This window comes from Rhodococcus sp. X156, from assembly GCF_004006015.1.
Lineage (GTDB): Bacteria > Actinomycetota > Actinomycetes > Mycobacteriales > Mycobacteriaceae > X156.
In genome coordinates this window covers 2,144,782-2,166,851 of the sequence record NZ_CP034766.1, presented here as the reverse complement: position 1 = coordinate 2,166,851, position 22,070 = coordinate 2,144,782, and the positions used below count along the sequence as shown (strand labels likewise).

Annotated in this window: 19 protein-coding genes; 8 read left to right on the top strand and 11 right to left on the bottom strand. The window is 71.5% G+C overall.

All coding sequences use genetic code 11. The features are described 5' to 3' along the window. The first annotated feature begins 4 nt into the window (after nt 1-4). Both ELX43_RS10245 and ELX43_RS10240 read left to right on the top strand, forming a co-directional pair. A complete protein-coding gene (locus ELX43_RS10245; RefSeq protein WP_127783345.1) occupies nt 5-1,201 on the top strand; it encodes an acetoin utilization protein AcuC in 1,197 nt (398 codons plus the stop codon). Nucleotides 1,202-1,237: 36 nt separating this feature from the next. After that, nucleotides 1,238-3,934 (top strand): bifunctional GNAT family N-acetyltransferase/acetate--CoA ligase family protein, encoded by a 2,697-nt coding sequence (locus ELX43_RS10240; RefSeq protein WP_127783344.1) that lies wholly within the window; start codon nt 1,238-1,240, stop codon nt 3,932-3,934. A gap of 34 nt (nt 3,935-3,968) precedes the next feature. Here the strand turns inward: ELX43_RS10240 and ELX43_RS10235 are convergent, their stop codons facing one another. From ELX43_RS10235 to ELX43_RS10200, 8 genes are all read right to left on the bottom strand, one after another. After that, entirely contained in the window at nt 3,969-5,615 is a 1,647-nt protein-coding gene (locus tag ELX43_RS10235; protein ID WP_127783343.1) for a fumarate hydratase, read from the bottom strand. A 101-nt stretch (nt 5,616-5,716) separates the two neighbouring features. Next, on the bottom strand, nt 5,717-6,697 hold the full coding sequence (locus ELX43_RS10230; RefSeq protein ID WP_127783342.1) for a sigma-70 family RNA polymerase sigma factor: 981 nt from the start codon (nt 6,695-6,697) through the stop codon (nt 5,717-5,719). A 191-nt stretch (nt 6,698-6,888) separates the two neighbouring features. Next, nucleotides 6,889-7,314 (bottom strand): D-aminoacyl-tRNA deacylase, encoded by a 426-nt coding sequence (gene dtd, locus ELX43_RS10225; RefSeq protein ID WP_127783341.1) that lies wholly within the window; start codon nt 7,312-7,314, stop codon nt 6,889-6,891. A 16-nt stretch (nt 7,315-7,330) separates the two neighbouring features. Next, nucleotides 7,331-8,218 (bottom strand): carbohydrate ABC transporter permease, encoded by an 888-nt coding sequence (locus tag ELX43_RS10220; RefSeq protein ID WP_127783340.1) that lies wholly within the window; start codon nt 8,216-8,218, stop codon nt 7,331-7,333. Beyond that, complete coding sequence (locus ELX43_RS10215; protein ID WP_127783339.1) at nt 8,215-9,609, bottom strand: ABC transporter permease subunit; 1,395 nt, start codon at nt 9,607-9,609, stop codon at nt 8,215-8,217. The genes ELX43_RS10220 and ELX43_RS10215 overlap by 4 nt, the downstream gene beginning before the upstream one ends. Before the next feature lie 63 nt (nt 9,610-9,672). Next, nucleotides 9,673-11,034 carry an extracellular solute-binding protein gene (locus ELX43_RS10210; RefSeq protein ID WP_127783338.1) on the bottom strand — a complete coding sequence of 454 codons (1,362 nt, stop codon included), beginning with the start codon at nt 11,032-11,034 and terminating at the stop codon, nt 9,673-9,675. Beyond that, the gene (ugpC, locus tag ELX43_RS10205; RefSeq protein WP_127783337.1) at nt 11,031-12,287 is read right to left on the bottom strand and encodes a sn-glycerol-3-phosphate ABC transporter ATP-binding protein UgpC; all 1,257 of its coding nucleotides are present in this window, start codon (nt 12,285-12,287) and stop codon (nt 11,031-11,033) included. Before ugpC ends, ELX43_RS10210 begins: the two co-directional genes overlap by 4 nt. A 136-nt stretch (nt 12,288-12,423) precedes the next feature. Beyond that, complete coding sequence (locus tag ELX43_RS10200) at nt 12,424-13,974, bottom strand: methyltransferase (RefSeq protein WP_127783336.1); 1,551 nt, start codon at nt 13,972-13,974, stop codon at nt 12,424-12,426. A gap of 108 nt (nt 13,975-14,082) precedes the next feature. Here ELX43_RS10200 and ELX43_RS10195 point away from each other — a divergent pair, with 108 nt between their 5' ends. Next, nucleotides 14,083-14,436 carry a DUF3099 domain-containing protein gene (locus ELX43_RS10195; protein WP_127783335.1) on the top strand — a complete coding sequence of 118 codons (354 nt, stop codon included), beginning with the start codon at nt 14,083-14,085 and terminating at the stop codon, nt 14,434-14,436. A 109-nt stretch (nt 14,437-14,545) separates the two neighbouring features. Beyond that, nucleotides 14,546-14,788: a DUF3039 domain-containing protein gene (locus tag ELX43_RS10190; protein ID WP_127784813.1), complete on the top strand. Its 243-nt coding sequence runs from the start codon at nt 14,546-14,548 to the stop codon at nt 14,786-14,788. Here ELX43_RS10190 and ELX43_RS10185 read toward each other — a convergent pair. Continuing rightward, nucleotides 14,755-16,047 (bottom strand): YhjD/YihY/BrkB family envelope integrity protein, encoded by a 1,293-nt coding sequence (locus tag ELX43_RS10185; RefSeq protein ID WP_127783334.1) that lies wholly within the window; start codon nt 16,045-16,047, stop codon nt 14,755-14,757. The genes ELX43_RS10190 and ELX43_RS10185 overlap by 34 nt on opposite strands. A gap of 228 nt (nt 16,048-16,275) precedes the next feature. On the opposite strand from ELX43_RS10185, the gene ELX43_RS10180 reads away from it, so the two are divergent. Both ELX43_RS10180 and ELX43_RS10175 read left to right on the top strand, forming a co-directional pair. Beyond that, nucleotides 16,276-18,006: a DEAD/DEAH box helicase gene (locus ELX43_RS10180; RefSeq protein WP_127784812.1), complete on the top strand. Its 1,731-nt coding sequence runs from the start codon at nt 16,276-16,278 to the stop codon at nt 18,004-18,006. A 124-nt stretch (nt 18,007-18,130) separates the two neighbouring features. Beyond that, nucleotides 18,131-18,430, top strand: coding sequence for a DUF1540 domain-containing protein (locus tag ELX43_RS10175; RefSeq protein ID WP_127783333.1), 300 nt, complete (start codon nt 18,131-18,133; stop codon nt 18,428-18,430). Nucleotides 18,431-18,523: 93 nt separating this feature from the next. On the opposite strand, the gene ELX43_RS10170 is transcribed toward ELX43_RS10175, so the two are convergent. Further along, nucleotides 18,524-18,715, bottom strand: a complete 192-nt coding sequence (locus tag ELX43_RS10170) for a hypothetical protein (RefSeq protein WP_127783332.1) — start codon at nt 18,713-18,715, stop codon at nt 18,524-18,526. Nucleotides 18,716-19,117: 402 nt separating this feature from the next. Here ELX43_RS10170 and ELX43_RS10165 point away from each other — a divergent pair, with 402 nt between their 5' ends. Together ELX43_RS10165 and ELX43_RS10160 are read left to right on the top strand one after the other, a co-directional pair. Continuing rightward, a complete protein-coding gene (locus ELX43_RS10165; RefSeq protein ID WP_127783330.1) occupies nt 19,118-20,182 on the top strand; it encodes a glutathione S-transferase C-terminal domain-containing protein in 1,065 nt (354 codons plus the stop codon). Continuing rightward, nucleotides 20,183-20,536: a DUF952 domain-containing protein gene (locus tag ELX43_RS10160; protein WP_164860632.1), complete on the top strand. Its 354-nt coding sequence runs from the start codon at nt 20,183-20,185 to the stop codon at nt 20,534-20,536. 89 nt (nt 20,537-20,625) lie between these two features. On the opposite strand, the gene lpdA is transcribed toward ELX43_RS10160, so the two are convergent. Further along, nucleotides 20,626-22,029 carry a dihydrolipoyl dehydrogenase gene (lpdA, locus tag ELX43_RS10155; protein WP_127783328.1) on the bottom strand — a complete coding sequence of 468 codons (1,404 nt, stop codon included), beginning with the start codon at nt 22,027-22,029 and terminating at the stop codon, nt 20,626-20,628. Between the last annotated feature and the right edge of the window lie 41 nt (nt 22,030-22,070).

Here is a 22,070-nt window from a genome sequence, read left to right as displayed (position 1 = left end):
CGGCATGAGCCAGGCGCCAGCTGCAGTCGTGTGGACCAGTGACTACCTCAGCTACAAGCTGAGCGAGGACCACCCGCTCGACCCCATCCGGCTGGACCTGACCATGCGGCTGTCCCGCGGGCTGGGTCTGTTGGACGGGGTGGAGACCATCCGGCCGCAGGCGGCCACCGACGACGACCTGCTGCGCATCCACACCCCGGCCTACCTGGCGGCGGTCAAGGGCGCGCCCACCCAGCTGCAGGCGGTCAACCATGGCCTGGGCACCGAGGACAACCCCATCTTCGAGCACATGCACGAGTCCAGCGCGCTGCTCACCGGCGGCTCGCTGGCCGCCGCGCGGGAGATCGCCGCCGGCCGCACGCGCCGGGCGGTCTCCCTCGGCGGCGGCCTGCACCACGCCATGGCCGACGCAGCCTCCGGGTTCTGCGTCTACAACGACCCCGCCATCGCCATCTCCTGGCTGCTCGACCACGGCTACGACCGCATCGCCTACGTGGACGTGGACGTCCACCACGGCGACGGGGTGCAGGCGGCGTTCGTGCACGACCCGCGGGTGCTCACCCTGTCCCTGCACCAGCACCCCGCCACGCTGTGGCCCGGCACCGGCTGGCCCCAGGAGGTCGGCCGGGGCGAGGCGGCCGGCAGCACCGTCAACCTGCCGCTGATGCCCGGCACCGACGACCAGTCGTGGCTGCGGGCCTTCCACGCCGTCGTTCCCGGGGTGCTGCGCGCCTTCCGCCCGCAGGTGCTGGTCACCCAGTGCGGGGTGGACACCCACCGCGAGGACCCGCTGGCTGACCTGCGCCTGAGCGTGGACGGGCACCGGGCCATCTTCCAGGCGCTGCGGGCGCTGGCCGAGGAGACTGCGGAGGGGCGGTGGCTGGCGATGGGCGGCGGCGGCTACGGGCTGCTGCGGGTGGTGCCCCGCTCGTGGACGCACCTGCTCGCCGCGGTGCTCGACCGCGACGTCGCCGTGGAGCGGCAGGTGCCCGCAGACTGGACCGCCCACGTGGCCACGCTCTCGCCGCAGGTGCCGGTACCCACCACCATGGGTGACGGCACCGACGTCACCCACCAGCCCTGGGACGGCGTGGCTGCCAGCGGAGATCCAGCAACGACCAAGGTGGACACCATGATTCGCGACACGCGACGTGCGGTGTTCCCGCTTCTCGGGCTGGACCCGGAGGACCCTCGAGACTGAGATCGCGGGACCGAGCAGGGGGACTGAGGAGTAAGGATGTCCACCATGGATGACAAGGTCGAGGTGGCCGAGGAGATCGACCCCTACCACTACCCCAAGCACTGGGAGGGTGACGCGCTGGCCTCCGACGGCGGCACGGTGCACCTGCGGCCGATGACCCCGGACCTGGCCGACGACCTGGTCCGCTTCCACAGCCAGCTCTCCGAGCGCACCCGCTACCTGCGCTACTTCGGTCCGTACCCCACCATGTCGGCCCGCGACCTGGCCCGCTTCTCCACCGTCGACCACCACGACCGGGTGGCGTTCGTGGTGCTGCTGGGCGGGGAGATCATCGCCGTGGGCCGCTACGAGCGGCTCACCAACGTCGGCGACGGGCACTCCGCCGAGGTGGCCTTCGTGGTGGCCGACGCCCACCAGGGCCGCGGGCTGGGGTCGGTGCTGCTGGAGCACCTCGCCGCGGCGGCGGCCGAGTGCGGCATCCGCACGTTCGTGGCGGAGGTGCTGTCGGAGAACCGCAGCATGCTCGGGGTGTTCAAGCAGGCCGGCTACCAGATCAAGCGCTCCTTCGACGGTGGTGTGCTGCACCTGGAGTTCGCCGTCGACCCCTCCGAGGCCCTGCTCACCGTGCGCAACTTCCGGGAGCGCGCCTCGGAGGCCCGCAGCGTGCACAACGTGCTGCACCCGTCCTCGGTCGCGGTCATCGGCGCCTCCACCGACCGGTTCAAGGTGGGCCACGCGGTGCTGGTGAACCTGCTGCGGGCGGGGTTCACCGGGCCGGTGTACCCGGTCAACGCGGAGAACCGCTCCGTGCAGGGCATCCGCGCCTACGCCGCGGTCTCCGACATCCCCGACCCGGTGGACCTGGCGGTGGTGGCGGTGCCCGCCAGCGGGGTGGAGGCCGTGCTCGACGACTGCCTGGCCAAGGGCGTCAAGGCGCTGGTGGTGATCTCCGCCGGCTTCAGCGAGGCTGGGCCCGAGGGCCTGGCCGCCGAGCGACGCATGGTGGAGGCCGCCCGCGCCCACGGCATGCGGGTGGTCGGCCCCAGCGCCCTCGGCGTGGCCAACACCGACCCCGAGGTGGCGCTCAACGCCACCCTGGCCCCGGTGCTGCCGCCGGCCGGGCGGGTGGGCTTCTTCTGCCAGTCCGGCGCCCTGGGCATCGCCATCCTCGCCGCCGCCGCCGAGCGTGGCCTGGGGTTGTCCACCTTCGTCTCGGCCGGCAACCGCGCCGACATCTCCGGCAACGACCTGCTGCAGTACTGGGACTCCGACCCGGCCACCGACGTGGTGCTGCTGTACCTGGAGAGCTTCGGCAACCCGCGCAAGTTCTCCCGCCTGGCCCGGCGCCTGGCCCGCAACAAGCCGGTGATCGTGGTCAAGAGCGGCCGCCACGCGGTGCCCGCCGGCCTGGCGGCCACCAGCGTGGAGGTGGACGAGGCGAGCGTGCAGGCGCTGTTCGAGGAGGCCGGCGTCATCCGGGTGGAGTCCATCGCCCAGCTCTTCGACTGCGCCCTGCTGCTCGCCTACCAACCGCTGCCTGCGGGTCCGCGGGTGGCCGTGGTGGGCAACTCCACGGCGCTGGGTGTGCTGGGCGCCGACGCCGCCCGCAGCCGCGGGCTCACCGTGGTGGGCGACCCGGTGGACGTGGGCGCCAGCGCCACCCCGCAGGAGTTCGCCAAGGCCGTGGGCGACGCGCTGGCCGCCGACGACGTGGACGCGCTGATCGCGGTGTTCGTGCCGCCGGTGGCCATCCCCGGCACCGAGTTCGCCACCGCCCTGCGGGAGACGCTGGCCGGCTCGCGCAAGCCGGTGGTCACCACCTTCCTCGCCGCCGAGGGCATTCCGGACTCCCTGGCCGTGCTTGGCGCGGACGGGCAGCCCGCGCGCGGCTCGGTGCCCTCCTACCCCGGCCCGGAGCGGGCGGCGCTGGCGCTGTCGCGGGCGGTGCGCTACGCCCAGTGGCGCGAGCGCCCCGGCCCGGACCCGGAGCCGCTGGCCCACCCTGAGCTGGTGGACGTGGCCCGGGCCCGTGAGCTGGTGCAGGGCTGGCTGGCCGACGCCCCGGAGGGGCGCTGGCTCACCGACGACGAGGCCGCGGCGCTGCTGGACACCTACGGGGTGGAGGTGGCGGCCTTCCGGGTCGCCCACGACGCCGACCAGGCCGTCGCCGCCGCGCACGAGCTGGGCTTCCCGGTGGCGGTCAAGGCGATGGGGGAGCAGTGGCGCGACCGCTCCGACCTCATCGGGGTGCGCCTGGACGTGAGCAGCGACGACGCGGTGCGCATCGCCTACGACGACCTGCGGGAGGTGTCCGGCAACAGCTCGGTGTACGTGCAGCAGATGGCGGGCAAGGGCATCAACTGCACGGTGGCGGTGCAGGACGACCCGTCGTTCGGGTCGCTGATCTCCTTCGGCCTGTCCGGGGTGATCTCCGACCTGCTGGGCGACCGCGCGTACCGGGTGCTGCCCCTGACCTCGCCGGAGGAGCTGATCCGCGCGCCCAAGGCTGCGCCGCTGCTCACCGGCTACCGGGGCAGCGAGCCCGCGGACCTGGACTCCCTGGCCCTCGTGGTGGGCCAGGTGGCCGCGCTGGCCGAGCACGTCAGCCAGATCCGCGAGCTCTCCTGCGGCCCGATCCTGGCCTCGCCGGACGGCGCGTCGGTGACCGCGGCCCGGGTGCGCATCGGACCGGAGCCGACGCGGGCCGACCTGGGCCCGCGCCGGCTGCGCTAGCGCCCCGGTGCTGGGCTAGCGGCGTGCTGCTCGACTAGCGGCGGAAGCTGATCTGCAGGGTGGGCTGGGAGGTGCCGGCGAAGAAGTCGTTGCCCTTGTCGTCCACCACGATGAACGCGGGGAAGTCCTGCACCTCGATCTTCCACACCGCCTCCATGCCCAGCTCGGGGTACTCCAGCACCTCCACCGAGGTGATGCAGTCCTGGGCGAGGCGGGCGGCCGGGCCACCGATGGAGCCCAGGTAGAACCCGCCGTGGGTGGAGCAGGCCTCGGTGACCTGCTTGCTGCGGTTGCCCTTGGCCAGCATCACCATGGACCCGCCGGCGGCCTGGAACTGCGCCACGTAGGCGTCCATCCGGCCCGCGGTGGTGGGGCCGAAGGACCCGGAGGCGTAGCCCTCGGGCGTCTTGGCCGGGCCGGCGTAGTACACCGGGTGGTCGCGCAGGTACTGCGGCATGGGCTCGCCGGCCTCCAGCCGCTCGGCGATCTTGGCGTGCGCGATGTCCCGGGCCACCACCAGCGGGCCGGTCAGCGACAGCCGGGTCTTCACCGGCAGTGCGCTCAGCGTCGCCTGGATCTCTGACATGGGGCGGGTGAGGTCGATCTGCACGACCTCGTCGGAGAGGTCCTCGTCGGTCACCTCGGGCAGGAACTGCGCGGGGTCGCGCTCCAGCTGCTCCAGGAAGATGCCGTCGGCGGTGATCTTGGCCTTGGCCTGGCGGTCGGCCGAGCAGCTCACGGCCAGGCCGATGGGCAGCGAGGCGCCGTGGCGGGGCAGCCGGATCACCCGGACGTCGTGGCAGAAGTACTTGCCGCCGAACTGGGCGCCGATGCCGAACTGGCGGGTCATCTCCAGCACCTGCTCCTCCAGGTCGGTGTCCCGGAAGGCGTGCCCGGCCGCAGAGCCCTCGGTGGGCAGGGTGTCCAGGTAGCGCGCCGACGCCAGCTTGGCCACCTTGAGGTTCTGCTCGGCCGACAGCCCACCGACGACGATGGCCAGGTGGTAGGGCGGGCACGCCGCGGTGCCCAGCGAGCGCAGCTTCTCGTCCAGGAACATGGCCAGGCGGCGCGGGTTGAGCACCGCCTTGGTCTCCTGGTAGAGGAACGTCTTGTTGGCGCTGCCACCGCCCTTGGCCATCACCAGGAAGTGGTAGGCGTCGCCGTCGACGGCGTTGAGGTCGATCTGGGCGGGCAGGTTGGTGCCGGTGTTGCGCTCCTCCCACATGGTCAGCGGGGCCATCTGCGAGTAGCGCAGGTTCAGCTCGGCGTAGGCCTGCCGGATGCCCTCCGACAGCGCGGCCTCGTCCCCACCGCCGGTGAGCACCCGCTCACCCTTCTTGCCCATCACGATGGCGGTGCCGGTGTCCTGGCACATCGGCAGCACCTTGCCCGCGGCGACGCAGGCGTTGCGCAGCAGGTCCATGGCCACGAAGCGGTCGTTGCCGCTGGCCTCCGGGTCGTCCACGATGGCGCGCAGCTGCTTGAGGTGGCTGGTGCGCAGCAGGTGCTGGATGTCGGTGATGGCCGCCTTGGCCAGGGTGGTCAGCGCCTCCGGGGACACCTGCAGGAACGAGCCCAGCTCGGTGTCCACCCGGCGCACCCCCTCGGTGCTGACGAGGCGGTACTCGGTGCCGTTGTCGGTGAGGGGCAGCAGCTCGGTGAAGGGGGGCACGCTCGTCATGGACAGGCACGCTACCGGAGCGGCGGAGGCCTCCCGCACGGCCACGGACGGCCGACGAGGCCAGGGCCCGTGCGGGTCCCGGCCTCGTCGGGCCGTGCTGGCTAGCTGGCGTAGGAGCGCAGCCGCTCCGCGCGGTCGCCGGCACGCAGCTTGCCCATCACCTCGCGCTCGATCTGGCGGACCCGCTCCCGGGAGAGTCCGAAGAGCTTGCCGATCTGGTCCAGGGTGCGGGGCTGTCCGTCGTCCAGGCCGAAGCGCAGCCGGATGACCTGCTGCTCGCGCTCGTCCAGGGTGGCGAGCACCGAGAAGATGTCGGAGTGCAGCAGTCCGGAGATCACCGCGCTCTCCGCGTCGGTGGCGTCGGCGTCCTCGATGAAGTCTCCCAGCGGGGCCTCCTCGTCGCTGCCCACCGGCATGTCCAGGCTCACCGGGTCCCGGCTGTGGTCGAGCAGGTCGGCGATCTTGTGCTCCGGGATGCCTGCCTCAATGGCGAGCTCCTCGTCGGTGGCCTCCCGGCCCAGCTGCTGGTGCAGCTCCCGCTTGATCCGGGCGAGCTTGTTCACCTGCTCCACCAGGTGGACGGGCAGCCGGATGGTGCGGCTCTGGTCGGCCATGCCGCGGGTGATGGCCTGGCGGATCCACCAGGTGGCGTAGGTGGAGAACTTGAAGCCCTTGGCGTAGTCAAACTTCTCCATCGCCCGGATGAGGCCGAGGTTGCCCTCCTGGATCAGGTCGAGCAGGGGCATCCCGCGGCCGGTGTAGCGCTTGGCCAGCGAGACGACCAGCCGCAGGTTGGCCTCCAGCAGGCGCTGGCGGGCGGCGTGGCCCTCGCGGACCAGGGTGTTCAGGTCTCGCTTGCGGGCCGGGCTGATCTTGGTGCCCTCGCTGAGCAGGTGCTGGGCGTAGAGCCCGGCCTCGATGCGCTTCGACAGCTCCACCTCGTCAGCAGCAGTCAGCAGCGCGGTGCGTCCGATCCCGTTGAGGTACACGCGGACCAGGTCGGCTGCGGGGCTCTGGGCGTCCAGGTCGCCGTCGGACATGGACTTTGCGGTTCCCGTGGAGGTGGTGGTGGCAGATGTCATGGTGCGCCTCCGTGTCGTTGGTTCTCACTGACTTCAACGACGGGACGGCGGTGATTAGTTCCCTGTCTCACCGCGTCACACCCGCTGTGACCTGGGCAAACGCTCGCTCGGGCTGAGAAGTTCCTGAGAGTCCGATTGTGAGACGCACCGCGGCACGCGGACGATCTTTGCCGCCGCCGGGCGAACGTGCGTCAGCAGTCCACCAGCACCGTGAACGGGCCGTCGTTGACCGACGCCACCGCCATGTCGGCGCCGAAGCGACCCGTGGCGGCGGGCACCCCGCGCTGGGCCAGCTCGGCGAGCACCCGCTGGATCAGCGCGGTGGCGTGCTCGGGGGCGGCCGCGGCTGACCAGGACGGGCGCCGGCCCTTGCGGGTGTCGCCGTAGAGGGTGAACTGGCTGACCACCAGCACCCCGGCGCCGGTGTCGGCCACCGAGCGCTCCTCGCGCAGCAGGCGCAGCTCGGCGATCTTGCGGGCCATGGTGGCCGCTGCCGCGGGCTGGTCGTCCCTGGCGACGGCCAGCAGCACCAGCAGCCCCGGGCCCGCCAGCTCCGCCACCAGCTCGCCGTCCACGGTGACCGAGGCGCTGCTCACCCGGGAGATGACGGCGCGCACTCCTGGTCCCGTCCGGCTACTTGACCGAGCCCGCCATCACGCCCTGCACGAAGTACCGCTGGAAGGCGAAGAACACCCCGAGCGGGACGATGAGCGACAGGAACGCGCCGGGGGCCAGGATGTCGATGCTGGCGCCGAATGCCCGCATCTGGGAGGACAGCGCCACGGTGAGCGGCTGGGTGGAGGAGTCGGAGAACACCAGCGCCACCAGCAGGTCGTTCCACACCCAGAGGAACTGGAAGATGGCCAGCGAGGCGATGGCCGGCAGGCCCAGCGGCAGGATCACCGTGAGGAAGATGCGCAGCTCGCCGGCGCCGTCCATCCGCGCCGCCTCCAGCAGGTCCTTGGGGATGCCGGCGAAGTAGTTGCGGAACAGGAAGATGGCGAACGGCAGGCCGAACGCCACGTGGAAGACCACCAGGCCGGTGACCGAGCCGTAGATGCCCACCGTGCTGAACAGCTTGACCACCGGGATCAGCGCCACCTGGATGGGCACCACCAGCAGCGCGATGACGGCGATGAACAGCCAGTCGCGGCCGGGGAACTCCAGCCACGCGAAGGCGTAGCCGGCCAGGGCGCCGATGAGCACCACCAGCAGGGTGGACGGGACGGTGATCTTGACGGTGTTCAGGAAGGAGTCGGTGATCGCCGAGGTGGACAGCAGCGCCGAGTAGTTGTCGGCGGTGAGCTGGGCGGGGTGCAGCAGCGCCTGCCACCACCCGCCGGAGGAGTAGAACTCCTTGTTGCGCACCGACTGGACCAGCAGCCCGAAGGTGGGCAGCAGCCAGACCAGCGCGATGACGACCAGCACGATGGTGGCCGTGCCGCTGGTGAGCCGGGCGACGATGCGCTGGGGCAGCGTGCGCCCGCGGCCGGTGACGAGGTCGGTGCCTGCGGTGGTCAACTCTGCTCCGTTCGGAACCGGCGGATGTTGAACAGCATGGCGGGCAGCACCAGCAGCACCAGCGCGATGCCGATGGCGCTGGAGCTGCCGTAGCTGCCGTTGGCGTACAGGTTGTACATCTGCACGGCGAGCACGGTGGCGGCCGGACCGCTGCCGGTGCCCTGGGTCATCACGTAGACCAGGTCGAAGATCTTGAGCACGTTGATCACCAGCGTCACGAACACCACCATCAGCACCGGGGCCAGCAGCGGCGCGGTGACCCGGCGGAACACCTGCCACTCGGTGGCGCCGTCGATCCGGGCGGCCTCGAGCACGTCGCGGGGGATGGCGGCCAGCCCGGAGGCGATGAGGACCATGGCGAAGCCGGCCCACACCCACAGGTAGGCGATGAGGATGGCCGGGGTGATGAGGTCGGGCCCCAGCCAGTTCAGCCCACCGTAGGGCGCGGCGAAGTTGCTGGCCGGCAGGCGCAGCTGGTAGCTGCCCTCGGTGAGGGAGGGGAAGGAGAAGGTGCCGTCGGCGCTGACGGTGGCGGTCTCCACCACTGCGCCGTCGCGGACGGCCTGGATCTCCAGGCCCGGCAGGCCCAGCTCGCCGGAGTCGATGCTGCCCACGGTGCCGCCACCGCCGGCGGCGAAGTCGTTCCACACCGTGCCGTGCAGGCCCGCGCCGTTCGGGGCCGGTGCGGCCGGGGCCGCGTCGGCGGGTGGGTTGGCCACCGGCAGCCCCACCATCGGCAGCAGCACCGGGGTGCCGGCGGCGACGGCGGCGGTGGAGGTGTAGTCGCTTCCCTCCGCGCCCTCGAGCCCGGCGACCGGGCGAGGCTTGACGGTGGGGTAGGAGGCGGCCGGGCTGAACGTGTCGTGCACGCCCACCGCGACCGCGTTGGCCAGCCCACGGGTGGGCTGGTCGGAGTAGATCATCTGGAAGGTGATGCCCGAGGCCAGGAACGAGATGGCCATGGGCATGAACAGGATGAGCTTGAACGCGGTGCCCCAGCGGACCCGCTCGCTGAGCACCGCGAAGAGCAGGCCCACGATGGTGACCACCGTGGGCGCCACCACGATCCAGATGATGTTGTTCTTGACCGCGGTGAAGTTGTCCGGGTTGGTGAACAGGGCCGTGTAGTTGTCCAGCCCCACCCAGTCGCCCCAGCCGCCGCCGGCGTCGCTGAAGAAGCTGCGGGCCAGGGAGTAGCCGATCGGGTAGAGCAGGACCGCGGCGAGCAGCACCAGCGCCGGCCCCAGGAACGCGTAGGCCAGCCAGCGCCCCTCGCCGGGCGGGTGCGCCCGCTTGCCGCGCCCTGCGCCCCGAGACCGGGACGCAGGGACGACGTCTGGTTCCGCCCTGACGAGCACGTCAGCGCTCGTCGTCCCTGCGTCCTGGCTCATCGGTGCTCGTCCTGCCTCGTGATCGGATGTCCTGCCGGCTGGTTCACCGGCAGCGGGGAGGAGCTACTTGTAGGCGGCCTTGGCGGCCGACTCCAGCTGGGCCTGGGCGGCGGCGACGTCACCGTTGCCCAGGAAGTCCTGCAGAGCCTTCCACTGCCCCTGGCCCTTGGTGCCGCCGAACGCCGAGGGCGTCTGGTCGGACATGTCGAAGCGGAACTTGTCACCGGCGGCGACGATGTCCGCCCCGACCTTGGCCAGGGTCTCGTTCGGGTAGTCCGACGCCTGCAGCGTCTTGTTGGCCGAGGCGAAGCCACTGCCCTCGCTGGACACCATGAGCTTGGCGGCGTCGGTGGAGGCCATGTACTGCAGGAACGCCTGCGCGGCGGGGTTGTCGGTGAAGGCCACCACCGCGTCACCGCCACCGACGACCGACTGCGGGGAGCCGTCGATCTCGGGGAACGGGAAGAACTTGGCGTCGGTGCCGACCTTGGCGGTGGGCACCTCCTGGCCGATCTGGGTGGCCACGAAGCTGGCCTCGTAGACCATGGCCGAGGGGGCGTCGTTCTTGAAGGTGTTGGCCACCGACTGGGTGAAGCTGGTCTGCAGCGCGGTGGCCGGGTCACCGACCAGCGCCTTGTTGCCCCAGATCTTCTTCAGGGTCTCCAGCGCCTTGGTCACCGACGGGTCGGTCCACGGGATCTCGTGCTTGGTCAGCTTGTCGTAGCTGTCCAGGCCCGCGGTGCGGATGTAGACGTTCTCGAACCAGTCGGTCAGGGTCCAGCCGTCGCCACCGGCGACGGCGATCGGCACCTGGACGCCGGAGTCGGCCAGCGTCTGGGCGGTCTTCACCAGGTCGTCCCAGGTCTTCGGCTCGTCGGTGACGCCCGCGGTCTCGAAGGCCTTGGTGGAGTACCAGAAGGTGGACTTGTTGGAGGCGTCGGCGTAGACGCTGTAGAGCTTGCCGTCGACGCTGCCCAGCTCGGTCCACAGCGGGCTGTAGTTGGCGCCCACGGCCGCCTGCACCTGCGGGTTGGCGGGCTTGAGCTTGCCCTCCTTGGCGAACTTCTCCACCGTGCCGGGGGAGGCGATCACCGCGACGTCCGGCGGGGCGCCACCGGCGACCTTGGTACCCAGGATGGTCGGCACGTCGTCGCCACCGGAGGTGTAGGTGCCCTTGGCGCCGGTCTTGGCGTTGAAGTCGTCGATCACCTTCTGGAAGGTGACCTGCTCGTCCTTGGTCCAGGGGCCCAGGATGGCGAACTCCTGGCCGTTGAGCTGCGGCAGCGCCGAGGCGCTGGAGGACGTGGTGGGGCTGGCCGACGACGAGCTGGAGGAGGACTCCTGGCTCGACGAGCAGGCGGCGAGCAGCGCAGCCCCGGTGACGAGCGCTCCCAGCGCCAGGAATCTCTTGCGGTGCGATCTCATGCGATTTCCTCCCTAGTGTCGGCGCCGGGTCCGGGGTCGGGCTCGGCTGCCCAGATTCCGAGTCCGCTGCTCGGGTCGAAGAAGTGCAGGCGCTCGGTGTCGACGCGCACCGTGACCGGTGTGCCGACGCTGACGTCGCTGCGAGGGTTGAACCGGGCGACCATGGTGGCGGTTGCACCGTCGCGGCCCACGGAGGAGTCCCCACCGGGCAGCTCGTCGAGGTCGGCCAGGTCCGCGAGGTCGGCGACGGTGGCCGCGGACTCCGCGTCCAGGCCCAGGTGCACCACCAGGTCCGAGCCCAGCGGCTCGATGAGCTCGGCCACCACCTGCAGGGTCGCCTCGTCGGCACCGGGGCGCAGCGACGCGTCGTCCAGGTCCTCCGGCCGCACGCCCACCACCACCTTGCGGTCCACGTGCTCGGCCAGCGCCGGTCGCGCGGCGAGCACCGAGGCGGGCAGCGGCAGCGACTGCGAGCCCAGCTGCAGCTGCAGCGCGTCGTCGGCACCCCGGGAGAGGGTGCCCATCAGCAGGTTCATCGCGGGGGAGCCGATGAAGCCGGCCACGAAGATGTTGCGGGGGCGGTCGTAGAGCTCCTGGGGCGGGGCGATCTGCTGCAGCTCGCCCTTGCGCATGACCGCCACCCGGTGGCCCAGCGTCATCGCCTCGGTCTGGTCGTGGGTGACGTAGATGGTGGTCACGGCCAGGTCGCGCTGCAGCCGCGCGATCTCGGTGCGCATCTGCACCCGGAGCTTGGCGTCGAGGTTGGACAGCGGCTCGTCCATCAGGAACACCTGGGGCTCGCGCACGATCGCCCGGCCCATGGCCACCCGCTGGCGCTGGCCACCGGAGAGGTTGCGCGGCTTGCGGTCGAGGTAGTCGGTGAGGTCGAGGACCCGAGCCGCCTCCTCCACCCGCTTGCGGATCTCCGCCTTGGGCATCTTGCGCAGCTTCAGGCCGAACGCGATGTTGTCGCGCACCGACAGGTGCGGGTACAGCGCGTAGGACTGGAAGACCATGGCGACGTCGCGGTCGCGCGGCGGCACCGAGTTCACCACCCGGTCGCCGATGCGCAGCTCGCCCTCGCTGATGTTCTCCAGCCCGGCGACCATCCGCAGCGCCGTGGTCTTGCCACAGCCGGAGGGGCCGACGAAGACGATCAGCTCGCCGTCGGCGATGTCGATGGTGAGGTCGCGCACCGCACGGGTGCCGTCGTCGTAGACCTTGCCGATCCCCGACAGGGTGAGCCCAGCCATTCCGCAGCTCCTGACGATCAAGTCAATGGTGCCGGGCACAGCTGTCGCCGAGACGCGCAGAGCGCTCGTCGACGTTGACTGAGCCGGGCGTAAGGCGGCTCACGCTACAACGACGCGCCGCAGATGATCACCACCATCACCGGGTCGGTGTGTCGCCAGCCAGGTCCGCCGGGAGCACCAGGCCGTGTCGCAGCAGGTCGTGCACCAGGGCGGTGGCGGGGCCGGTCAGCGCGCCCTCGTCCTCGCCGTGAGCCAGCTCCAACATCCCCACCAGCTCCCCGAGCGGAAGCCCGTCCGGGCGCAGCCCCGCCAGCAGCGAGACCGCGAGCTCGTCCACCTCGTGCTCCCAGCGCGGACCGTCGGTGCGAGTCACCCTGGCCACCAACGGCTTCCATCCTTCATCGGTGGCGACAGCCACCCGCTGCAGCACCACCCCGGGCGCCACGGCCAGCTGCGCGTCGAGCAGGTCGTGCTCGCGCAGCCACGCCACCCGGGCCAGGTACGCCTGCGCCTCGGGGCCCAGCGGGTCGGTGAACGGGTGCAGCAGGTCCTCGGCGAGCACGTCCGACGGCGCGTCGGTGGCCCGCAGCGTCACGTACCCGAACCCGATGCCGGTGACCTCGGAGCGCTCCAGGTGCTCCAGCCAGGCGTCGTAGCGGCGGGCGCCCTCGCCGGTGCGCGGGTCCAGCCCGCCGTCGCGCAGCCAGGTGCTCACGTAGAGGGCGGGCTCGGCGACGTCGCGCTGCACCACCCAGGCGTCGATGCCGTGCTCAGGCAGCCACGACGCCACCCGCTGCCGCCAGTCCTGCCCGCGCACGTGCACCCACGACGCCAGCAGGGTGGCGGTGCCCCCGGGGTTGAGGTGCTCGGGGATGCCACGGATCACCAGCTCGCTGGCGCCGTCGAGGTCGAGCCCGGAGTCGCGGTAGACGCTGTGCACCTCGGCGGGGCCCACCACGAACGGCGGGTTTGCCACCACCTGGTCGAATCGGCGCCCGGCCACCGGCTCGAACCACGACCCGGCCAACAGCTCCACCGACACCTGGTTCAGGGCGAAGGTGGCCGCGGCCATGGCCAGGGCGCGCGGGCTGACGTCGGTCGCGGTCACGGCACCGGCGTGCTCGCCCACCTGCAGGGCCTGCACCCCGCAGCCGGTGCCCAGGTCCAGCGCGGTGGCCGGTGCCAGCGCGGGGATGGCCTGCAGCAGCGACACCGAGGCCTGCCCCACCCCCGGCACGTACTCCCGGTCCCCGGCCAGCTCACCCCGGTCGGCGTCCAGGTCCGACACCACCCAGCGGGTGCCCGCCCCGGTGTCCAGCGGCCGCACGTCCAGCGCCGCGCGCACCGCACCTCCGTGGCGCTGCAGCAGCCCGCCGGCCACGGCGGCGTCGAGGTCCAGCGGCGCCAGCGCCGCCGCGGCCGCCGACTCGGGGCAGGTGTCGCCGAGCAGGAACAGCCGCACCAGCGTGGCCAGGGACTGCCCGCCGGGATCGGTGGAGCCCTGGCGGTCCAGCACCCGGCGCACCGGCACCGCCTCGTTGCGGCCGAGGGCGGCGTTGACGTCCGCGCCCAGCAGCGCCAGCACGCCGTCGGTGTGGAAGCCGGCACGCAGGAACGCGGTGCGCAGGTCGGCGCACAGGGGCACCAGGTCCGGGACGGGGGCAGCGCTCGTGCGGGCATCACTCATGGGCGCATTGTGCTCAGCGCGCACCCGGGGAGCGCGGCCCGCCCCGGGGCCGGTGCTGTGATGCCCCTGACGGGTGCGATCTTCTCGGCGCGGTGGGACACTGAACCAATGGCCGAACACGGATTTGCCGGACGAGGCGGTGGCCGCGACGACGCGGTGCTCATCACCGCCGCACAGCGCTCCTACGACGAGCAGCACAAGGCCCGCGTCCGCAAGTACGCGATCATGATGGCCTTCCGCATCCCGGCCCTGGTCATCGCCGCGGTCCTGTACTCCATCTTCGAGAATCCCTGGCTGCCCCTGGCGGTCATCCTCATCTCGGTGCCGCTGCCGTGGATGGCCGTGCTCATCGCCAACGACGGTCCGGCGCAGAAGCAGGAGTACCTGAACCACTACCGCTACGGCGACGGCAGCGACCGTCCGGCCATCGAGCCCGCCCGTCGCGACGTCATCGAGGGCTGAGCTCCAGCCACGGCGGGATGGGGCGTGCGCGACGCCTGACCGAGGGGTGACGCTGGTGCCTGGGTGCGGCATCATGGTCGCTGTGAGCACCCAGACCCTGAACCCCACCCTGTCCACGCAGACCACGGTCGCGCCGGACACCCGCGAGCGCGAGACGACCGGCGACGACACGCCCAAGGTCTTCCACTACGTCAAGAAGAACAAGATCGCGGAGAGCGCCGTCATGGGCACCCACGTGGTGGCTCTCTGCGGCGAGGTCTTCCCGGTCACGCGGTCGGCCAAGCCGGGCTCCCCGGTGTGCCCGGACTGCAAGAAGGTCTACGAGGGCCTGCGTCCCGGCGGCGACGACTGAGCTCTCGGCACGCCTGAGGGCGTGAAGCTGAGGGTGCGCGGCGTGGTGATGCGCGTGCCCAGCCGCCCCAGCGTGCTGGTGGTCGCGTCTCGGGCGGCGGTGGGGGCGCCGCCTCGGCCGGCGACGCGCACCCGGGACGACGCAGTGGCAGCCGGACCGCCGCCTGCCGCTCGGACTCGGGCCGTGTCGCTGGGCTCGGGCACTGGCGAGGCACCGTCTGTCGGAACCGACACGTGGGTTCCCGGACCGGCCGTGCTGTCCTCCGCCGTGCCAGCCTCCTCGGGGCCGTCCTCCTCGGGGCCGTCACCGTCGTCGGAGCGGCCCCGCAGCTGGATGCGCTCGCGCATCTGGTCCAGGCGGGTGGCCTTGGCCGGCCAGAACTCCTGCACGGTGGCGTTGAACTCCGCGCCCAGCACCACCGCGAAGCCCAAGAAGAACGTGAACAGCAGGAACGCGATGGGACTGGCCAGCGCGCCGTAGGTGTAGCCGGTGCTGGTCACCCAGCTGAAGTACATCCGCAGCCCCGCCGCGGCGGCCAGGAAGAACGCCCCGGCGAAGATCGCGCCGGGGATCATCCGGTGCCACGGCAGCGAGCGCGGCAGCGCGAACTTGTACAGCGTGGCCAGCGCAATCAGGGCGATCACCCCGACCGTCGGGTAGTAGACCGACTGGATCAGCGTCTCGGTGGTCTGCCGCCACGTCTCGGGCACCCGCTCCGACACCAGGCCGGGCCCCAGGGCCAGCAGCGGCACGGTGAACACCGCCAGCACCAGCGCCACCACGTAGAGCAGCAGCGCGAAGATCCGCTGCCACACGGGGTTGCGCTCGTTGTGCTGGTTGTGGGCCAGCACGATGGAGTCCACGAACGAGGAGACCGCCGAGGACCCTGCCCACAGCGACAGCAGGAAGCCCAGCGACACGATGTCGGCGCGGCCGCGCAGCAGGACGTCGCTCACGGTCGGGGCGATGATCTGGTCCACCACCGACGGGCTGAACGTGCTGCGGCAGAACGTGAGGATCTTGGACTGCACCACCTCGACGGTGTCGGGGCCGAACCAGCCACCGATGTAGCCGATGGAGCCGAGCAGGCCCAGCAGCAGCGGCGGCAGCGACAGCGTCTGCCAGAAGGCCGCCTGTGCGGCGCGGCCGAAGATCGAGTCGCCCCACGCCTTCGTCACGGTTCGCCACAGCAGCCGGTGCGGTCCGCGCGCGGCGGGACGCACCGACAGGTCGCTGGGCCGGCTGGTGGGGGAGTCCATGATCCCCCCAGGATTCACTACCGCACCGCGGTTGGCCGGTTACGCACCGTCGTGTCGCCCGCCGGACCGCTGCAGGCACGACCCGCGCCACGATCACCGCGGGCACGGGCGTCGTGACGGGGACCACTGCCGGTCGACGACTACCCTCTGCACGGCGCCGGGTGCTGCTGCGCAGCGCGGACCGCGCCGGGAATTCATGTCGTGATCGTGAGGGAGTTGGTTGTCACCGTGCTGGATGCCGATGACGTAGGTGACGTCGTTGACGTGCAGCCCAAGGCGGCGCCGCTGCGTGCCTGGCAGCGACGCGCGCTGTCGCGCTACCTGGCCACCAAGCCGCAGGACTTCCTGGCCGTGGCCACCCCGGGCGCCGGAAAGACGACCTTCGGGCTGCGGGTGGCCAGCGAGCTGCTGCGCGACCGCACCATCGACCAGGTGACCGTGGTCGCGCCCACCGAGCACCTCAAGCACCAGTGGGCCGCGGCCGCCGGGATGGCCGGCATCGCCCTGGACTCCCGCTTCAGCAACTCCACCGGTCAGACGTCGGGCGACTACCAGGGCGTGGTGGTGACCTACGCCCAGGTGGCCGCGCACCCCTTCAAGCACCGCGCCCGCACCGACAGCCGGCGCACCCTGGTGATCTTGGACGAGATCCACCACGGCGGCGACGCCAAGAGCTGGGGCGACGCGGTGCGGGAGGCCTTCGACCCCGCCACCCGGCGCCTGGCGCTGACCGGTACGCCGTTCCGCAGCGACGACAGCCCCATCCCGTTCGTCACCTACGAGCCCGGACCGGACGGCTTCGACCGATCCAAGGCCGACCACACCTACGGCTACGCCGACGCGCTCAAGGACGGCGTGGTGCGCCCGGTGGTGTTCCTGGCGTACTCCGGCGAGGCCCGCTGGCGCACCAGTGCCGGCGAGGAGTTCACCGCGCGGCTGGGCGAGCCGCTCACCGCCGAGCAGACGGCCCGGGCCTGGCGCACCGCGCTGGATCCCGGCGGCGACTGGATCCCGGCGGTGCTGCACGCCGCCGACACCCGGTTGGGCCAGCTGCGCGCCGGCGGCATGGAGGACGCCGGCGGGCTGGTGATCGCCACTGACCAGACCATGGCCCGCGCCTACGCCGAGCTGCTCACCGCCATCACCGGCGTGGCTCCCGCCCTGGTGCTCTCCGACGACCCGGGATCCTCGGCGCGCATCTCCTCCTTCGCGCAGAGCAACGAGCGGTGGATGGTCGCCGTGCGGATGGTGAGCGAGGGCGTGGACGTCCCCCGCCTGGCCGTCGGCGTCTACGCGACGTCCGCGGCCACGCCGCTGTACTTCGCCCAGGCCATCGGCCGCTTCGTGCGCTCGCGCCGCAAGGGGGAGACCGCCAGCGTCTTCCTGCCCTCGGTGCCCGTGCTGCTGGACCTGGCCAGCCAGCTGGAGGCGCAGCGCGACCACGTGCTGGGCAAGCCGCACCGCGAGCCGGAGGGGCTGGACGACCAGCTGCTCGCCCAGGCCAACAAGCAGCAGGACGAGCCGGGGGAGGAGGAGCAGTCCTTCACCTCCCTGGGCGCCGACGCCGAGCTGGACCAGGTGATCTACGACGGCTCCAGCTTCGGGACCGCGGCGTTCTCCGGCAGCGACGAGGAGGCCGACTACCTGGGGCTGCCGGGCCTGCTGGACCCCACCCAGATGCGCGACCTGCTGCGCAAGCGGCAGAGCGAGCAGCTCGACAGCCGCGCGCCCGAGCCGGCCGCACCCGCCCCGGCGCCGGTGCGCACCGCTGACACCGCCGCCAAGCTGGCCGCGCTGCGCCGCGAGCTGAACACGCTGGTGGCGATGCGCAACCACCGCACCGGGCAGCCGCACGGGGTGATCCACCGCGACCTGCGGGAGAAGTGCGGCGGGCCGCCCACCGCGATGGCCACCGTGGAGCAGCTGAACGAGCGAATCGCCTTGCTGCGCAAGTGGTAGCTGCACTCCGGGTGGAGTGAACCTGCTGGTCAGGGGAGGCTCACCTTGCTGGTGGGCGACGGTGGGCGTGGCTACCGTCGAGGAGGTCGCACGCTCACCCGACGTTCTCCGCTCGGAGGTTCCCATGGCCACGCTCGAGATGCCCCAGGTCGCCGACTGCACGGTCAGCAGCTGTTCCTACAACGAGCACGGGTGTCACGCCTTTGCCATCAACGTCCACGGGCAGAACGGCACCGCCGACTGCGGCACCTTCATCCCGCTGACCACCAAGGGCGGGCTGCCGCGGGCCCAGGCCCAGGTGGGTGCCTGCCAACGCGTGGACTGCACGCACAACACCAACCTGGAGTGCAGCGCCGACGCCGTGCGCATCGGCGCCGAGGGCGGCGCTGACATGGCCAGCTGCCTCACCTACGAGCCGGCCTAGCCGCGCCCGCCGGCCTGCCAGGGAAGCGGGTCCGCAGACAGCAGCAGGGGCACCCACCGCGTCGGTGGGTGCCCCTGCTGGTTCAGGCTCTGGTCAGGAGACCGGAGCTCCCTCCACGATGGTCGCGTCCATGTCGCGCAGACGCGCCTCGTGCTCGTGACCGTGGTGCCCGCAGAAGAGAAGCTCGCCGCCCGAGGGCAGCATCACGCGGACACGTGCGCCCGCACCGCACCGGTCGCACCGGTCGGTGGCGGTGATCTCGGGGATCGTCAAGGTCCCGGTCATGTGTCCTCCGTCCTGACGCCCGCTCGCGCAGACGCCCTAGTGTGCTCGCTGCAAACCACCAGTAGCCACCCATGGAAGCTCGTGACAGTCGTTCTGATGTCCTTGCACTCTGTCAGACGTTCGGCCGGCGTGTTCTGTTCCCCCGCTCGTCGTGTTGTGGCCGGTCGCACGCCCTACCGGGGTCCCACTGTCCGGCGGGGGCGAAACCCCAGGTCGGAGCGCCGTCAGGGGGCCGAGACCACCAACTTGTGGTCCGTCGAGGGGCTCGCGCACGCGTGCGCGTTTCGCTCTCAGCGCAACCTCCGGACGCCCCCGCAGGCCGACAGCCGGCACCGGTAGGTTCGCGGTACAGGGGGCTGCCGACGCGGCGGCCACCTCCGGCGACCAGCACAGGAGCAGGCCATGAGCGAGACCGTGTCCAGCGAGCACGACCGGGACACCAGGGACGAGCACAGCACGGCCGGCGCCTACGTCACGGGCGGCAAGGAGTTCACCCGCGACACCGCCTACATCCAGACGCGCATCACCCGGGACGGCCGCGACGGCTACCCGGTGGAGGCCGGGCGCTACCGGCTGGTCGCCGCCCGGGCGTGCCCGTGGGCCAACCGCACCGTCATCGTGCGGCGGCTGCTGGGCCTGGAGGACGCGATCTCCCTGGCGCTGCCCGGACCCACGCACGACAAGCGCAGCTGGCGCTTCGACCTCGACCCCGGCGGGAAGGACCCGGTGCTGGGCATCGAGCGCCTGCAGGAGGCCTACTTCGCGCGGTTCCCGGACTACGCGCGGGGCATCACCGTGCCTGCCATCGTGGACGTGCCCACCGGCAAGGTGGTCACCAACGACTACCCGCAGATCACCGAGGACTTCTCCACCGAGTGGACCGACTTCCACCGCGACGGCGCCCCCGACCTGCTGCCCCAGGAGCACCTGGACGAGCTGGCCGAGGTGAACAAGCGGGTGTTCACCGAGGTCAACAACGGGGTGTACCGGTGCGGCTTCGCCGGCTCGCAGGAGGCCTACGACCAGGCGTACGACCGGCTGTGGACGGCGCTGGACTGGCTGGAGGAGCGCCTGAGCGGGCAGCGCTATCTCGTCGGCGACACCATCACCGAGGCCGACGTCCGGCTGTTCACCACCCTGGCGCGCTTCGACCCCGTCTACCACGGGCACTTCAAGGCCAACCGGCAGAAGCTCAGCGAGATGCCGGCGCTGTGGGGCTACGCCCGCGACCTGTTCCAGACACCGGGCTTCGGCGACACCATCGACTTCGTGCAGATCAAGCAGCACTACTACGTGGTGCACACCGACCTCAACCCCACCCAGGTCGTGCCGCAGGGCCCGGACCTGCGCGGCTGGCTCACCGCCCACCACCGCGAGGAGCTGGGCGGGCGGCCCTTCGGCGACGGCACGCCGCCCGGACCGGTGCGCGCCGGCGAGGAGATCGCACCCGGGCACGGGGCCGACTAGGTGGCCGAGCGCGAGCTGCTGCACCTGGTGCTCGAGGACGACTGGGTGCGTGCCCAGCAGGTGGGGGAGATCCCTGCCCACCCGGGCCCGTTCGTGCACCTGTCCACCCCCGAGCAGGTGGCGCTGCCGGCGAACCGGCTCTTCGCCGGCAGAGCGGACGTGCTGCTGCTGCGGGTGGACCCCCAGCGGCTCACCGGTGAGGTGCGCTGGGAGCCGGGGGTGCCGGGTGACCCCGAGTCGATGCGCTTCCCGCACCTGTACGCCCCGCTGCCGGTCTCGGCGGTGGTCGGGGTCCTCGCGTACCGGCCGGGCCCCGACGGGCGCTTCGGCGCCCCTGAGCCGGCCGAGCCGTAGCCGCCAGACCCTGTGGTGCCGGGTCCCCGGAAGCACAGCAGGCGACGCACCCGGATGGGGTGCGCCGCCTGCTGCGTGGCGAGCGGAGCTCAGAAGTTGATCATGTGCCCGGTGAGGCCGTGAAAGGTCTCCTGCAGCGCCTCGCTGAGCGTCGGGTGCGCGTGCACGTTGCGGGCCAGCTCGGCAGCGGTGAGGTCCCACTTCTGCGCCAGGGTCAGCTCGGGCAGCAGCTCGGTGACCTCGGGTCCGATCAGGTGCGCACCCAGCAGCTCGCCGTAGGTCTCGTCGGCGATCACCTTGACGAAGCCGTTGGGCTCCGCGAGGCCGTGGGCCTTGCCGTTGGCGGTGAAGGGGAACTGGGCGACCTTGACCTTCCAGCCCTTCTGGTCGGCCATCTCGCGGGCCTGCGCCTCGGTGTAGCCGAAGCTGGCCACCTGCGGCTGGCAGAAGGTGGCCCGCGGCATCATCGGGTACTCCAGCGTCATGGTCTCGGCCTCGGCGATGGTCTCCGCGGCCACCACACCCTGGGCCTCGGCGACGTGGGCGAGCATCAGCTTGGCGGTGACGTCGCCGATGGCGTACACGTGCTCGACGTTGGTGCGCATGTAGTCGTCGATCTCGATGGCGCCGCGCTCGGTGAGCTTGACGCCCAGCGTGTCCAGGCCGTAGCCCTCCACCCGAGGCTGGAAGCCGATGGCCTGGATGACCTTGTCGGCCTGCAGGTCGCGGGTGCCCTTGCTGTCGGTGACGGTGACCGTCACCTGGTCGCCGGAGTCGTCGATCTTCTCCACCCGGGTGGAGGTGAGCACCTCGACGCCGAGCTTGCGGTAGCGCTTGCCCAGCTCCTTGGACACGTCCACGTCCTCCAGCGGCAGCAGCCGGTCGAGGAACTCCACCACGGTGACCTTCACGCCGTAGTTGGACAGCACGTAGGCGAACTCCACACCGATGGCCCCGGCGCCGGCGATGATCACGCTGCCGGGCAGGTCGCGGTTGGTGATCTGCTCCTCGTAGGTGACCACGCGCTCGGACAGCGACGTCCCGGGGAGCAGCTTGGTGGAGGCGCCGGTGGCGATGATCACGTCGTCGAAGGTGACCGTCTCGGTGCCGCCCTTGGACAGCTCCACCTCGATGGTCTTCTTGTCGGTGAAGCGACCGATGCCGTCCAGCTCGGTGATCTTGTTCTTCTTCATCAGGAAGTGGACGCCCTTGACGCGGCCGTCGGCGACGCTGCGGCTGCGGTCGAAGGCGACGCCGTAGTCGAAGGAGACCTCGCCGCTGATGCCGAAGGTCTTGGCCTCCTTGGTGACCAGGTGGGCCAGCTCAGCGTTGCGCAGCAACGCCTTGGAGGGGATGCAGCCCACGTTGAGGCAGACCCCTCCCCAGTACTTCTCCTCGATCACGGCCACGCTCTTGCCGAGCTGGGCGGCGCGGATGGCCGCCACGTACCCGCCGGGACCGGCACCAAGGACTACAACGTCGAAATGAGGCATGGGCCCATCCTATGGCGGCGGGCCGCAGCGGCGACCGGGGT